The organism is Ruegeria sp. AK11 (assembly GCF_056541095.1).
Map to the genome: position 1 here is coordinate 999,907 of NZ_JBQFXU010000001.1, position 14,540 is coordinate 1,014,446.

The 14,540-nt window shown below is 56.5% G+C and carries 11 protein-coding genes and 1 tRNA gene; 6 read left to right on the forward strand and 6 right to left on the reverse strand.

The features are described from left to right. Positions 1-63: 63 nt before the first annotated feature. Positions 64-732 carry a Crp/Fnr family transcriptional regulator gene (locus ACR0D9_RS05055; protein WP_480480825.1) on the reverse strand — a complete coding sequence of 223 codons (669 nt, stop codon included), beginning with the start codon at positions 730-732 and terminating at the stop codon, positions 64-66. Between the two features lie 206 nt (positions 733-938). Here ACR0D9_RS05055 and ACR0D9_RS05060 point away from each other — a divergent pair, with 206 nt between their 5' ends. The 3 genes from ACR0D9_RS05060 (at position 939) to cls (ending at position 5,060) form a co-directional block, all read left to right on the forward strand. Then, on the forward strand, positions 939-2,558 hold the full coding sequence (locus ACR0D9_RS05060) for an arylsulfatase (RefSeq protein WP_480537920.1): 1,620 nt from the start codon (positions 939-941) through the stop codon (positions 2,556-2,558). Positions 2,559-2,651: 93 nt separating this feature from the next. After that, entirely contained in the window at positions 2,652-3,623 is a 972-nt protein-coding gene (locus ACR0D9_RS05065) for an HAD family hydrolase (protein WP_480537922.1), read from the forward strand. A 24-nt stretch (positions 3,624-3,647) separates the two neighbouring features. Next, positions 3,648-5,060 (forward strand): cardiolipin synthase, encoded by a 1,413-nt coding sequence (gene cls, locus ACR0D9_RS05070; RefSeq protein WP_267366420.1) that lies wholly within the window; start codon positions 3,648-3,650, stop codon positions 5,058-5,060. Here cls and ACR0D9_RS05075 read toward each other — a convergent pair. Beyond that, positions 5,057-5,491 carry an ion channel gene (locus ACR0D9_RS05075; protein WP_267366422.1) on the reverse strand — a complete coding sequence of 145 codons (435 nt, stop codon included), beginning with the start codon at positions 5,489-5,491 and terminating at the stop codon, positions 5,057-5,059. The genes cls and ACR0D9_RS05075 overlap by 4 nt on opposite strands. A gap of 171 nt (positions 5,492-5,662) precedes the next feature. Between ACR0D9_RS05075 and ACR0D9_RS05080 the strand changes: the two genes are divergently transcribed. The 3 genes from ACR0D9_RS05080 to ACR0D9_RS05090 are packed head-to-tail and all read left to right on the forward strand — an operon-like array spanning position 5,663 to position 9,751. Further along, a complete protein-coding gene (locus tag ACR0D9_RS05080; protein WP_480480817.1) occupies positions 5,663-6,310 on the forward strand; it encodes an ABC transporter ATP-binding protein in 648 nt (215 codons plus the stop codon). Next, the gene (locus ACR0D9_RS05085) at positions 6,307-8,721 is read left to right on the forward strand and encodes an FtsX-like permease family protein (RefSeq protein ID WP_480537924.1); all 2,415 of its coding nucleotides are present in this window, start codon (positions 6,307-6,309) and stop codon (positions 8,719-8,721) included. The genes ACR0D9_RS05080 and ACR0D9_RS05085 overlap by 4 nt, the downstream gene beginning before the upstream one ends. Next, positions 8,711-9,751: a lipocalin-like domain-containing protein gene (locus ACR0D9_RS05090; RefSeq protein ID WP_480485557.1), complete on the forward strand. Its 1,041-nt coding sequence runs from the start codon at positions 8,711-8,713 to the stop codon at positions 9,749-9,751. Before ACR0D9_RS05085 ends, ACR0D9_RS05090 begins: the two co-directional genes overlap by 11 nt. 58 nt (positions 9,752-9,809) lie before the next feature. Here the strand turns inward: ACR0D9_RS05090 and ACR0D9_RS05095 are convergent, their stop codons facing one another. The 4 genes from ACR0D9_RS05095 to ACR0D9_RS05110 form a co-directional block, all read right to left on the reverse strand. Next, positions 9,810-10,241, reverse strand: coding sequence for a universal stress protein (locus ACR0D9_RS05095; protein WP_480537926.1), 432 nt, complete (start codon positions 10,239-10,241; stop codon positions 9,810-9,812). Continuing rightward, on the reverse strand, positions 10,238-12,847 hold the full coding sequence (locus tag ACR0D9_RS05100; protein WP_480537928.1) for a TRAP transporter permease: 2,610 nt from the start codon (positions 12,845-12,847) through the stop codon (positions 10,238-10,240). The genes ACR0D9_RS05095 and ACR0D9_RS05100 overlap by 4 nt, the downstream gene beginning before the upstream one ends. Positions 12,848-12,948: 101 nt before the next feature. Then, positions 12,949-13,917, reverse strand: a complete 969-nt coding sequence (locus ACR0D9_RS05105; protein WP_267364467.1) for a TAXI family TRAP transporter solute-binding subunit — start codon at positions 13,915-13,917, stop codon at positions 12,949-12,951. 462 nt (positions 13,918-14,379) lie between these two features. Further along, positions 14,380-14,465 (reverse strand) — tRNA-Leu (locus tag ACR0D9_RS05110). Positions 14,466-14,540: the final 75 nt, after the last annotated feature.

A 14,540-nucleotide genomic window follows, 5' to 3' on the forward strand; every position in this document is an offset into this window, starting at 1 on the left:
CGTACACAGCGGCCAGCCTGTCCGCGTATATTGAACCGCATGCCGGTGTCGCTACCCGAAACCTCAGGTCTGACAACTGGCTATCAATGCGCCCCGATCCAGCAGTCGAACCCGGCCATACCCCAGTTCGATTAACCCCAAATCCACAAGCCGGTGAAGGTTCCTGTGCAAAGTCGGCTGCGATACAGCAATCATCGCTGCCAGATCGTCTTGCGAAACATCAATCCAGCCTTCGGTTTTCGAGGTCCCTTCGTCCAAGTGAAGCAACCTCAAGACCAGCCGCTTCTCCGTTCCCGTCACAGCCAGATTTGCCATGATGCGCAAAGCGGTCCGCATATTCTCATGCGTCAACGCATAGAAATCCCGGATGTAGTCAGGATTGTTCTGAATCAACCGCGAGATGCTCAGGTTAGGGAAAAACAAGGCTTGAGTGGCTTGCGTCGTGACAACACTGACCAGACGCAGTGCACCAGCAAACAACGCAAGATCGCCGATCCAGAACCCAGCGCCATCGCGGTGCAAAACGAACTCCTGACCATCGTCCGCTGGGGCCGTTATCTGCACACCACCGCTGAGAATCGCGTAGATTCCATTTGCCGGATCACCGTAGTGGTACAGCGTCTCTCCCGCCTCTACCGATTTCGGTATGCCAAGGGCTGCCAAATCGGCCTGAAACTCTGACGAGCGTTCACTGAACCATCCGGTGTTTCGTAATAGCTTCAGATTATTCATTTTGTCTCACATTTGTACTTTGCGATATAATCATATGATGAGTTTCCGACGCAAGAAGTAACCTATGCTAATGGTGTTCGATTCCTGCTACCAAAGATTTTCAATATGGGAATCAACACTTTGCTGCCGCGTTGTTCATGCATTTGAACGCCGGGTGATTCATTTCCTTTGGGGTCGCCAAGATCCTCTCAGATCAGGAGCAAACCATGTTACCTCCACGTTCGCTATCCGGCACCTGGCGCAGTAACTTGCGCCGACTTGCCGTGGTAACCGCCACGTTGACACTGGCCATACCCGCCTGGGCGCAGAACCAGAAACCGAATATCCTTGTGATCTGGGGCGACGATGTTGGTCAGTCCAACATCTCGGCCTACACGCGGGGTCTGATGGGGTATCAGACGCCCAATATCGACCGCATCGCCGAAGAAGGCATGATGTTCACGGATTACTACGGTGAGCAGTCGTGCACGGCCGGGCGATCATCTTTCATCATGGGGCAATCCGTTTTCCGCACGGGCCTGTCCAAAGTTGGCCTGCCAGGCGCTAAGGAAGGTATGCAGATCGAAGACCCGACCATTGCGGGACTTCTGAAAGCAGAAGGCTATGCCACAGGTCAGTTCGGAAAAAACCACCTGGGCGACCGAGATGAACATCTGCCGACAAACCACGGTTTTGACGAATTTTTTGGTAATCTCTACCACCTCAATGCCGAGGAAGAGCCGGAAAACATCGACTATCCCAATGATGCTGTTCTGCCCGATGGCAGAACCTTTCGGCAAGCTTTCGGACCGCGCGGTGTAATCAAGTCGACAGCAGGTGGTGAGATCGAGGATACCGGCCCGCTGACCAAGAAGCGTATGGAAACGGTCGACGATGAAACTGCGGCGGCAGCGATTGAATTCATCCGCAAACAAGAGGAAAGCGGTACACCGTGGTTCGTCTGGTGGTCAGGCACCCGGATGCATTTCCGCACGCATGTTTCCGAAGAGAAATGGGCAAAAGCCAATGAAATCGTCGGCAAGCAGGTGGATGAGTACACGGCTGGCATGATTGAACACGATATGCATATCGGTGACTTCCTGACTGCGCTGGACGAGCTGGGCATTGCCGACAAAACCATCGTGTTTTACTCGACTGACAATGGTCCGCACATGAATACGTGGCCAGATGCCGCGATGACACCGTTCTGGGGTGAGAAAAACACCCAATGGGAAGGTGCATGGCGCGTACCTGCCATGGTTCGGTGGCCCGGCAAAATTGCCGAAGGCGCTGTGTCGAACGAGATCGTGCACCATATGGATTGGTTGCCGACATTCTTGGCGGCGGCTGGCAACGAAACCGTGAAAGAAGATCTTCTGGAAGGTGTCACCGTGACCGAAGTTGGCGGCGGGCGTGACTATCGCGTGCACCTGGATGGTTACAACATCTTGCCGTTGCTGACCGGCGAAACAGACGAGAGCCCGCGCAGGGAAATCTTCTATTTCACGGACGATGGTGACCTTGCGGCACTGCGCTTCGGTGATTGGAAAATCACCTTCCTGGAACAGAAGGCATGGGCGACCTTGCGCGCCTGGATGGAGCCGCTGACCCCTCTGCGTGTGCCATTGATCGCCAACTTGCGACGCGACCCGTACGAGCGTGGCTATCGCACATCGAATACCTACTATGACTGGATGCTCGACCGTGCCTACATGCTGGTACCTGCGCAGGCCTATGTCGCGCAGTTCCTTGAAACCTTCAAGGAATACCCACCCCGACAGGAAGCGGCGAGCTTCAGCCTCGACAAGGTGATGGAGAAGCTGACGTCACCTCCGGGCGCACCGTGAACCTGGCCGTTTGATCCAAGACACAGCAAAGCCGGAGTCCCGATACCGGGGCCCGGCGCTTCTCATTGGCGGTTGAAAATTGAGGAATAACCCGTGCGTCTGTTTTTGATATTGTGCAGTGTGATAGGAGCGACGGTCGCCATTGCTGACCCCTTGCCCTCTTGGAACAATCTAGAATCCAAAGAGAAAATCGTTTCGTTTGTTGACGAAGTAACCGACCCTGCCTCTGCTCATTACGTGACGCCGGATGACAGGATCGCCGTATTCGACAATGACGGAACGCTTTGGGCCGAACAGCCTGTGTATTTCCAGTTTGTTTTTGCCATGGACCGACTGGCCGATCTGGCCGAGCAGGACCCGTCGATCCTGACAACGACTGCACTGGAAGCTGCTGCAAAGGGTGATCTTGCGGCAATTCTTGAAGGCGGGCATGAGGCGCTGATCGAAGTTGTCAACGCCTCGCATTCGGGCACCAGCGTCGATGACTTTCAGGCAGGTGTTGCGCAATGGCTGGAAACCGAACGTCACCCGGGCACCAGCCTGCCCTATGATCAAATGACATACCAACCGATGGTCGAGTTGCTGCGTTATCTACGTGACGAAGGTTTCAAGACCTACATCGTATCCGGCGGCGGCATTCATTTCATGCGCGTCTTCGCCGAGGATGCCTATGGTATCCCGCCGGAACAGATATTGGGAAGTTATGCAGACAGCACCTATGAGGTGATCGACGGCAGCCCGACGATCATCAAGGCGCCGGGGTTAGCCTTCATTGACGACAAGGAAGGCAAGCCGATCAACATCGAACGCACGATTGGCAGACGCCCGATTCTGGCCGCAGGCAATTCGGACGGAGATTTCGCTATGCTGGATTGGACAACGTCGGGTGATGGCCCGCGTTTGGGAATTCTGATCCACCACACGGACGCCGAACGCGAATGGGCCTATGACCGCGAAAGCCCAATAGGAAAGCTGGCAGACGGGCTGGATCAGGGTTCTGACAAGGGATGGATCATTGTCGATATGGCGCAAGACTGGTCACGCATCTACACTGGGGCAAACTGAACGGCCCGAAAGATGTAAGACCCCATGTGGACAGCGCTGGTATCTATCTTTGTATTCACGTTGTACGTGGCTGCATTTGTGTTTTCGATCCGAGCAGCACAAACCGCGCGAACACCGCAAGGTGCAGTTGGGTGGGTGGTCTTTCTGGTATCAGCACCTTTCCTGGCGGTGCCGTTGTATCTTTTTCTGGGACACCATCGCTTTCACGGATATCGCATCGCGCGCCAGAAAAGTGAGCGGGTTGTTGAAGGGATCAAAACCTTTGCCGATTACTCAAGGCCCGATCCCTCGTCTATGTCGATCAATCCGCGCCCATTCGAGTTTCTGGCGCATCTTCCTGTGTCCAGCGGAAACGGTGCCCGGCTGCTGGTTGACGGGCACGCCACATTCGACGCCATTTTCGACGCCATCGACAAGGCCAAGAACTATATCCTCATTCAGTTCTACATCATCAGAGACGACGCACTGGGCCGCAAACTGCAATCCAAGCTGATCGAGGCGACGAAACGTGGGGTTCACGTCCGTTTCATGACCGATGCAGTCGGCAGTTATGGTTTGCCGCGCGCGTATCTGGATACCATGCGTGAAGCCGGGATTGATGTCGCCGACCCTCGTCAACAACGCGGCCCGAATTTTCGGTTTCAGCTGAATTACCGAAACCACCGCAAAACCGTCATTATCGATGGCGAGACAGGCTTTATCGGTGGGCACAATGTAGGCGAGGAATATCTGGGCAAACACCCGCATTTCGGCCACTGGCGCGACACTCACATCATGATGTCCGGTCATGTCGTCCGGCAATTGCAGCTTATCTTCACCGAAGACTGGCATTGGGCACATAACGAAGACCTGATCGATGAACTTGACTGGGCGGGCAGTGAATCCGAACAGAACATGAATGCCCTGCTGGTTGCGACCGGGCCCGGAGACGAAACCGAAACTGGCGCCATGATGTTCTTTGCGGCAATCGCCGAGGCAAAAGAACGGTTGTGGATTGCGTCGCCTTACTTCGTACCCGACATCGATGTCATGACAGCCCTGCAACATGCCGCGATGCGCGGTGTGGATGTACGCATCCTTGTTCCTGACATGATCGACCATCGCCTGCCCTGGCTGGCCGCGTTTGCCTATTTCGATGAAATCCGCGACTGCGGCGTACGCGTGTTCCGCTATACCGGTGGGTTCATGCATCAAAAGGCGTTCGTTGTTGACGAGACGCTGGCCGCTGTTGGAACAACAAACCTCGACAACCGATCCTTCCGCCTCAACTTCGAAGCAATGGCGCTGTTCTTTGATGCCCGGGCTGCGCAGGCCGTCGACCAGATGCTACAAGAAGATTTCGAATCTAGCTACGAACTGACCCGCAGGTTGCGTCAACAACCGGCCCACATCCGCTTTGGTGCGCCGCTGGCGCGGTTGTTTGCACCGATCCTTTAGGAAAAGAACTTCTCCTGAAAAACGCGTGTCATCAGTGCGACCAGATACGCGGTCGACAATCCAAACGCCAACAGCCCGGTGACCGAGGCAAACGAGCCGAAGATGCGCAGCCCTTCACCCAAAACGATGTCGCCGTATCCGAGCGTCGTAAACGTCACCAAAGAGAAATAGATGGCCGAGTTCCAGTCCGGCAGCACATTCAGCAATACCCAGACGATAGCCCAGATCCAGACCTGAATGGTATGCGTCGCGATAATGAACCCCAGGGCAACAGAAATCGGCCCCGCCGTTGCCACAAACACCCCGCGTGTGACCCATTTTTTGTCCATCTTGATAATGAATATCGTGCACCAGGTCAGAAAGAGAATCTCGATCAGGATGCAAATACCCAGAAAGGTACTGCCCCAAACGATCTGATGCAGCAACGTCATGTATTCTCACCCTGAATTTCGACCATGGATTGCCCGGGCACAATGACCTTTAGAACCACAAGGCACAACCCCGCCGCCAGATGAAGTAGCCTGCGGCGAAAGGAACCGGAGTAAGGTCTGCACTGGACAGTTGGGAAGTCCGACGCACATCCTGTGCAAAAAGGGCGCTTCATGCTGTTGATCATCGACCGAGTTCAAAAGACTTATCCCGGCGGGCGGCCCGTTCTGCGCGATGTGTCTCTGACACTGGATCAGGGACAAACGCTTGCACTGACCGGTGAAAGCGGCAGCGGAAAAAGCACCTTGTTGAACCTGGCCGCCGCCCTGGACAGTTTCGACGGTGGAGAAATCACGCTGGATGGCACGCCGCTATCCCCTTTAGATGATGCGGGCCGGGCCGAGTTGCGGCGCAGTAAGGTTTCGCTGGTGTTCCAGCAGTTCAACCTGATCCCATCGCTGACCGTGGGGCAAAACCTGTCCTTTCATGCCCGCCTTGCAGGTACAGAGGATGTCAATTGGTCTGGGCAACTGGCCGAACGGCTTGGGCTTTTGGATTTGCTGGACCGCTACCCCGAAAGCTTGTCGGGCGGACAGCAACAGCGGGTGGCCATCGGACGCGCCATGGCAGCGCGCCCGAAACTGTTGCTGGCGGACGAACCGACGGGCAATCTTGACGAAACCGCCAGCGCCAAAGTGCTGGACCTGATGCTGTCACTTGTTTCTGATACTGGCGCAGCTTTGCTGCTGGTGACGCATTCCCCGCAGATCGCGGCCCGACTGGACACGCACCTACGCCTGAGCGGCGGGTGCATCCAATGACATCTGCCGTCGTCCAGGCCCTGCTGTCCCATTGGCGGGTGCATTGGTTGCAACTGGCAACGCTGCTGATCGGTATCGCCCTGGCAACTGGTCTGTGGTCCGCTGTACAGGCCATCAATGCGGAGGCCCGCGCCAGCTATTCCCGTGCCAACGCCCAACTGGCACTTGGGCAGTTTGGCGAATTGCGCGATCCAGCCGGTTTCATCCCCATGTCCCGTTATGTCGACCTGCGTCGCGCAGGATGGCAGGTGGCCGCCGTACTGGAAGGCCCTTATCGGGTCGCTGGACGTACGTTGCGTTTGATGGGCGTGGATATGGTGGCCTATCCCGCCTTGCCCGCAATTACCGAGGCCCAGCAAAGCGGTGCGCCGCCCGACCCGGCGGACATATTGACTGCTCCGGGCCGCCTGCTGGTTTCGACAGAGTTGGAGCACTTGTTGCGCGGTCACGATACTCTGCCCCCGGTTCTCAGTACCTCAGCGCTGCCGCCGGATGTGATCCTGACGGATATCGGCGTTGCCGAACGTCTTCTGAATCAGCCCGGTTCAGTCTCGCGGCTCATTATTCTGCCCGATCAACCCCGCGGGCTTCAGCCCCTGACCACGATCGCGCCAGAGCTGGAACGCATCAGCCCGTCACAAAAGATCGACACTGCTCGGCTGACCGACAGTTTCCACCTGAACCTGTCAGCCTTTGGATTGCTGTCCTTTGCAGTCGGCCTTTTTATCGTGAACGGCACAGTCGGGCTGGCATTTGCCCAACGCAGGGGCATTATCCGCACGCTGCGGGCACTGGGTGTTTCGATGCGATTACTGGTCTGGCTGATCCTTGCCGAGCTGACATTTCTGGCCTTGATCGGTGGGCTCGTCGGGTTGCTTTTGGGCTTCTTTCTGGCCGGAGCACTTCTGCCCGATGTTGCGGCCACGTTGCGTGGCCTTTACGGCGCACCAGTAACAGGGCAACTGACGCTGCAATTGCAGTGGGTTTTGGCAGGGATCGCCATGGCAGTCTTCGGCACATTGCTGGCCAGCGGCCACGCATTATGGCGCCTGTCGCGCATGCCCCTGCTGGCAAGTCCGGGCGTTCAAGCGTGGCGGGGCGACCCCCGCGCGCGCCATCTTGCAGCGACATTGGGATTGGTCATGATCCTGGGTGGCGTTTTGGCTTATGTCAGTTTCGGGGGGCTGATCGCCGGGTTTGCCCTGTTGGCTGGCTTGCTGACCGGTGCGGCGCTGATGCTGCCTGCGCTTTTGTCTGTAATGCTTTCATTCTGCGCCCGCGCAGCGCGGGGGCCTGTCGCCCAATGGGTCTGGGCAGATATGCAGGCACAACTGCCCGGATTGTCACTTGCCCTGATGGCCCTGCTGCTGGCTTTGGCAGCGAATGTCGGCGTAGGCACGATGGTGTCCAGCTTCCGGCTGACATTCGTCGGGTGGCTGGACCAGCGCCTGACGTCAGAGCTCTACCTGACTGCCAGCGACGAAGATCAGGGGCGGGAGATCACCGACTGGCTGCGCCCTCAGGTCGAAGCCATTCTGCCAATCCGAAATGTGGAATTGTCGCACGCGACGGGGCCTCTGTTTCTCTACGGTGTCGTGGATGATCAGGTCTATCGGCAGAACTGGCCAGTGATCACCTCAACGCCGAATGCATGGGATGACGTCATGGCCGGGCGTGCGGTTCTGATCAACGAGCAACTGGCCCGGCGTGCCGATCTCTGGCCCGGCGGTGCTTTGGCCTTATCGCCGGACCACATCCTGACCATCGCCGGGGTCTATTCGGATTATGGGAATCCTACCGGGCAAGCCATCGTCTCGATGGACCAACTGAACCAGATCGCTCCGGGTACGGAGGCCCGCCGTTTTGGCATTCGTCTAAACCCCGAAAACGCAACCGAAATGGCGCAAACCTTGAGGGAACGGTTCAACCTTCCACGTCAGGCTGTCGTACAGCAAGCTGCAATGAAGGCGCAGTCGCTGTCGATATTTGAGAAGACTTTTGTCGTGACCTCGGCCTTGAATGTGCTGACCCTCGGCGTGGCAGGATTTGCCATTCTCACCAGTCTACTGACCCTGTGGACCCAGCGCCTGCCACAGATCGCACCGGTCTGGGCGCTGGGGCTGAACAGGGCGCAACTTGCAGGGCTGGAACTGTTGCGCAGCCTATTGCTGGCTGCGTTGACCGCCTGTCTGGCGTTGCCACTTGGGCTTGTTCTGGCATGGGTTCTGCTGACGGTGATCAACGTTCAGGCTTTTGGTTGGCGCCTGCCGATGTTCGTCTTCCCCTGGGATTGGCTGTGGCTGTTTCTACTGACCCTTCTTGCTGCCCTGCTTGCCGCCGCCCTGCCCGCGCTACGGATGCTGCGCCTGCCACCCGCCGATCTGCTGAGAGTGTTCGCCAATGAACGTTAGGACCCTCCTGTTCCTTCTTATGTGGCTCCACCCGATACCGCTTTGGGCGCAGGGCTACGCAGGTCTCGGCGGGTCGGCCGAAGGCTTTGACGTGCCAGTAGCCGGGTATGAGTTTGATTTCCCAAGGGACCACGGCCCCCACCCGGCCTACCGCATCGAATGGTGGTATCTGACGGCCAATCTCCAAGGGGACGACGGCCTGGACTATGGCATTCAATGGACCCTGTTCCGGTCAGCCCTGAAGCCCTATGACAGCGACGGATGGCAAAGCCCGCAACTTTGGATGGGTCATGCTGCTGTTACGACCCCCAAGGCTCATTTTTTTACCGAGCGATTATCACGCGGGGGGATTGGGCAGGCCGGTGTAACTGCACAACCGTTTGAGGCCTGGATTGATGAATGGCGCATGGCCGGATCGGATTTGGACAGCCTGTCGCTGACGGCAAATGGTAAAGACTTCGGCTATGACCTTTCGCTGACTGCCCAAGGGCCATTGGTTCTTCACGGAGACGCGGGCTATTCGGTCAAATCTTCTGATGGGCAGGCAAGTTACTATTACTCGCAGCCCTTCTATTCTGTCGAAGGCGTGCTGCATTTGCCGGATAGTGAAGTCCGTGTAACCGGTCAGGGCTGGCTGGATCGGGAATGGTCCTCACAACCCTTGGCGGCAGATCAGAGGGGTTGGGATTGGTTCTCGCTCAGTTTTGAGGGCGGCGATAAATTGATGGCTTTTCGCCTGCGCGGGGACCGAGGCGACTTCACTTCGGCCACCTGGATCAATTCAGACGGCAGTACTGAGGCCATCCCCAACGGCTCAATCAGCCTTTTGCCGCTGAGTACCAACGAGGTTGCCGGGCGTGACATCCCGACACACTGGCAAGTCGATCTTGTGGACCGGGGCATAGAAATTCAGGTCTCCGCCCTGACACCTGATGCGTGGATGGGTACCAGTTTCGAATACTGGGAAGGCCCTGTCACCGTAACCGGCAGCCATGAAGGCGTTGGCTATCTTGAGATGACAGGCTACTGAACCCACCCGATATTTGTTCACGACCGGCGACGCGATCTTTTGCGCGCTGGAAAATCAGTCAGCGAACGACATACACCGAGACGTTGGAATGCCGCACAACACGCGCTGCATTCGGGCCAAGCAGGTAGTCCTTAAAATCCGGCTTATGCGCGCCAATCACAATCAGATCGGAACCGGCGCTTTCGGCGGTTTTCAGAATCTCCTGATAGGCTGTGCCTGTCGCAACGACATGGCGGATGCTTTCATTGCGCTCGGCCCCCAATGCCGAAACACACAGCGCCGTCAGTTTGGCCTGCGCCTCGGCCAACGCCTTGTCGTGAAAATCGGATTCAAAGAACCCGGACACCCAGCTTTCCCCGAAATCGGGCAACACAGTCACAACATCCAACTGTGCCCCTTCCAGATCCGCCAAAGCAGCGGCTTTTTGCAGGACCGGAGCATCAATCTCACCATTGCTGATATCAATGGCACACAGAACAGAACGTGTCATGCGGGCACCCCTTGTCTGGCGGCACGGCCGCGTTGCAGGAACGCGATGAGACCCAAAAGGACCATCGCTGGGATATACACCAACTGCTTGGGCAGCTGGTCGGACGGTAAGCTGACCGAGGCCAGGCGTACGGGTTCATCGCCATAGTAGTCGAAGATGCCCAGATCGTCGGCCACCGGCGTGCCGAACAGCGGCTCGTCAAGCTTGACCAACCCGTCCTCGGGGACCAGCAGCAAGCCCATCGCCTCGACTCGCGCGGCCCCTCCTTCTTCGTCGCCCACAGTGACAACAACGGTTGTATCCACCATCTCGAGCGTATCGAAATCGGGGCCTGCGACGACCAGACGTACATCTGTTCCCGGCCGTGTCTGACCAATGGTCTCTTCGAATGCAGCGGGTTCAACCGATTTGAACGGAGGCGAGATGCGATCCATGAAATAGTCCGGTCGGAACAGGGCAAATGCCACCAGAACGAGCGCGACACTTTCATAGATACGGCTGCGGGTCAGGAAATACCCCATCGTACCTGCCGTGAAGACCAGAATCGCTATGGTCGCGAAAACGGCCACCGTGATCCCTTCAAGCCATGTAACGTCGATCAAAAGAAGATCAGTGTTGAAGATGAACACAAAAGGCAGTGCCACGGTGCGCAGGCTGTAGAAAAACGCCGTGAAACCGGTTTTGATCGCATCACCGCCCGACACGGCAGCCGCCGCAAAGCTTGCAAGCCCAACAGGCGGTGTAACATCGGCCATAATCCCGAAGTAAAACACAAACAGGTGCACAGCGATCAACGGTACAATCAGCCCGCTTTGCGCGCCCAGTTCAACGACGACCCCGGCCATCAACGAGCTGACTACGATATAATTCGCAGTGGTCGGCAGACCCATGCCCAGAATCAGGCTGAGCAGCCCAACCATGACCAGCATAAGGATAAGATTGCCGCCTGAAAGGAACTCGACCAGGTCAGCCATTACCTGACCAACACCCGTCAAAGTCACTGTGCCGACGATCACGCCCGCAGTGGCAGTTGCCAGCGCGATACCGATCATGTTCCGTGCACCATCAATCAACCCCTGCCACAGGTCAGCGACGCCATCGACAAAGGTGTTCTTGAGATTGCTCTGCCCCCGGAAAAGAGCCTTGAGCGGTTTCTGCGTCAGCAGGATTACGAACAGCAAAGCGGTCGCCCAGAACGCCGACAGTCCCGGCGATTTCTGTTCGATCATCAGGAAGTAAACCAGAACGATGATCGGCAGCAGGTAATGCAAACCTGCCTTATAAATATCAGCGATAACAGGAAGCGTGACCTCTTTTGCATTCGGATCGTCCGGCTCAAGGTCCGGCACCTGAGCGGCCAGATAGAGCAATCCGACATAAACCGCGCAGACGATCAAACTCAGCACCAGGCCTGCCGCAGACGGTACCCAGCTTGTTACAGCATCGACCGGGAATTGCGAGCCGTAACAAAGCCCTGCAAACACCAGGAAGAAAGCCAACATACCCACAACGGTTCGCGCCAGATGCACGTCACGGTCGCCCAAAGTCGGCATGTTTCGCTTCACAGCTTCCAAATGCACGATATAGACCAGCGCGATGTAAGAAATCGCCGCAGGGAGGAAGGCGTGGGTGATCACCTCGACATATGAGATGCCCACATATTCCACCATCAGGAAGGCAGCCGCGCCCATCACAGGTGGCATGATCTGACCGTTGACCGATGAGGCCACTTCGACCGATCCGGCCTGTTCACTGCTAAAGCCCACTCGCTTCATCAGCGGAATGGTAAATGTTCCGGTTGTCACAACGTTGGCAATCGACGAGCCCGAGATCAGGCCGGTTGCGGCAGAACCAACAACGGCCGCCTTTGCCGGACCACCGCGCAGATGCCCGAGCGCACCAAAGGCCATCTTGATGAAATAGTTCCCTGCCCCAGCCTTATCCAGCAGCGCGCCAAACAGCACGAACAGGAACACGAATTTGGTGGAAACGCCCAATGCGATGCCAAACACGCCTTCTGACGTGATCCACATGTGGCTCATCGCCTTTTTGAGACTCGCACCTTTCCAGCGGATAACTTCCGGCACCCATTCAGATGCGCCAAAGAAGACATAGGCCAAAAAGATCGTCGCGATAATTGCCATGGCCGGGCCAAGCGCGCGTCGCGCGGCCTCGAACAGTAGCACCAAGCCAAGCAACGCGACCCATTTGTCCGTATCGTCGGCCAAACCGCCCGCATTTACGATCTTGTTATAGAAAAAATAGCCATACAGCGCGACGAACGCACCGACCAAGCCCATGATCCAATCCTGAGTCGGGATAAAGCCACGCGGGCTGGACTTTAGTGCCGGATAAGCTGCAAAGGCCAGAAACAGAGCGAAGGCAAGATGGAATTGCCGCGCATTGTTTACCACACTGCCCGGCAACACGTAGTTCGCGAGCGGCGACGCCAGGATAACCTGAAAAATCGACCAGATCGCGGCTACAATCGCCAGGAAGACACCTACATTCCCGACAGGATTACGCCCGCCCGCGTCGGATGATGCGACCAGATCCTGAAGCTCTTCTTCGGAAAGCGGACGATTGGATTGAGTGTCGGAATTCATCAAATGTCTCCCCGTCGCGGCCATTTTTGACCTTCTAACTCACCTGCTTGGTACAGGCGTTGTGCAGGGCGCCCTAAAAAGCGCCCTGCTTCAGGTCTGGTTTACTGAATCCAGCCTTTTTCTTTGTAATACTTCTCGGCCCCCGGATGCAGCGGCGCCGACAGGCCGTCCGCGATCATTTCTTCGGGCTTGAGGTTGGCAAACGCCGGGTGCAGTTTTTTGAAGTCTTCGAAGTTTTCAAAGACCGAGCTGACCACCGCATATACCGCGTCGTCCGACACATCTGCCGAAGTCACAAAAGTCGCACCTACGCCAAATGTCTGGGTGTCGCCGTCAGAACCACGGTACATGCCACCGGGGATGGTTGCAGTACGGTAGAACGAATTGTCGTTGACCAGCTTGTCCACGGCTTCACCGCTGACATTCACCAGAACCGAGTCACAGGCTGTGGTGGCTTCTTGGATCGAACCAGACGGGTGACCAACGGTATAAACCATAGCATCGATCTGGTTGTCGCACAGGGCAGCCGATTGTTCAGCCGCTTTCAGCTCTGTCGCCAGTTCGAAATCATCGGTCGTCCAGCCCATTTCGCCCAGAAGAACTTCCATGGTGCCGCGCTGACCGGAACCGGGGTTCCCGATGTTCACGCGCTTGCCTTTCAGGTCTTCAAAGTTTGTGATGCCTGCATCGGCGCGGGCCACAACGGTAAAGGGCTCGGGGTGGACCGAGAAGACGGCGCGCAGATTTTCGAAAGGACCGGCCTCTTCAAATTTCGAGGTGCCGTTATACGCGTGATACTGCCAGTCGGACTGGGCAACACCGAATTCCAGCTCGCCTTCGCGAATTGTGTTGATGTTGTAGACCGAGCCACCGGTCGATTCGACCGAGCAGCGGACACCGTGTTCTTTCCGGCCTTTGTTCACCAGACGGCAGATCGCGCCACCTGTCGGATAGTAAACACCGGTCACGCCGCCGGTACCGATTGTAATGAACTCTTCGGCATAAGCCGCCGGAGCCAACATGGCTGCGGTTACAAACGCGCCGAGGCTCAATTTGCTGCTGTTTCTCATTTCAATACTCCCACATTTTTGTCTGGCAGTTGGAATTCAAATCGATCATCTGCCCATAAAACTGTGCCGATAACGATGATCGGCCCGCCTTACAGCAGGTGCAACCTGTTGAATTTTCCAGTTTCTCCCAACCCCTTTGAGGGTTCATTCAGATACTTTCAATGTCAAGGCCAGCGCCAGCCTGACTCGCATCAATCCGCATATATGAGCGCAAATTTCGAATTTTCCCCTCTGGCACACAGGAATACCCGCCAGATCGGTCTTCCTGATCTTTGCTCCCAAATTTGTTCAGGTCGGTTCAACAGCGGGTCGTATATGGTGCCATTTCGCAGGGAGAAGTTGATACCAGAGGACTGAAAGGAACCAGGCCAGATCGAAAAGTAAGAATTAAGTGTGCGAACACGCAAGTGGCCCGAAAAGAAAAAACAGGAAGCAGGTTCCCCTAACTCCCTGTTTTTACTTTGGTACCCAAGGCCGGACTCGAACCGGCACGGTATCACTACCGGGGGATTTTGAATCCCCTGCGTCTACCATTCCGCCACTTGGGCCACGGACACTGGATTAGCGCCCATCAAAGGGAAGGTCCAGAGGCAAAAATCATCCAATAATCCATTTGTTTCCAC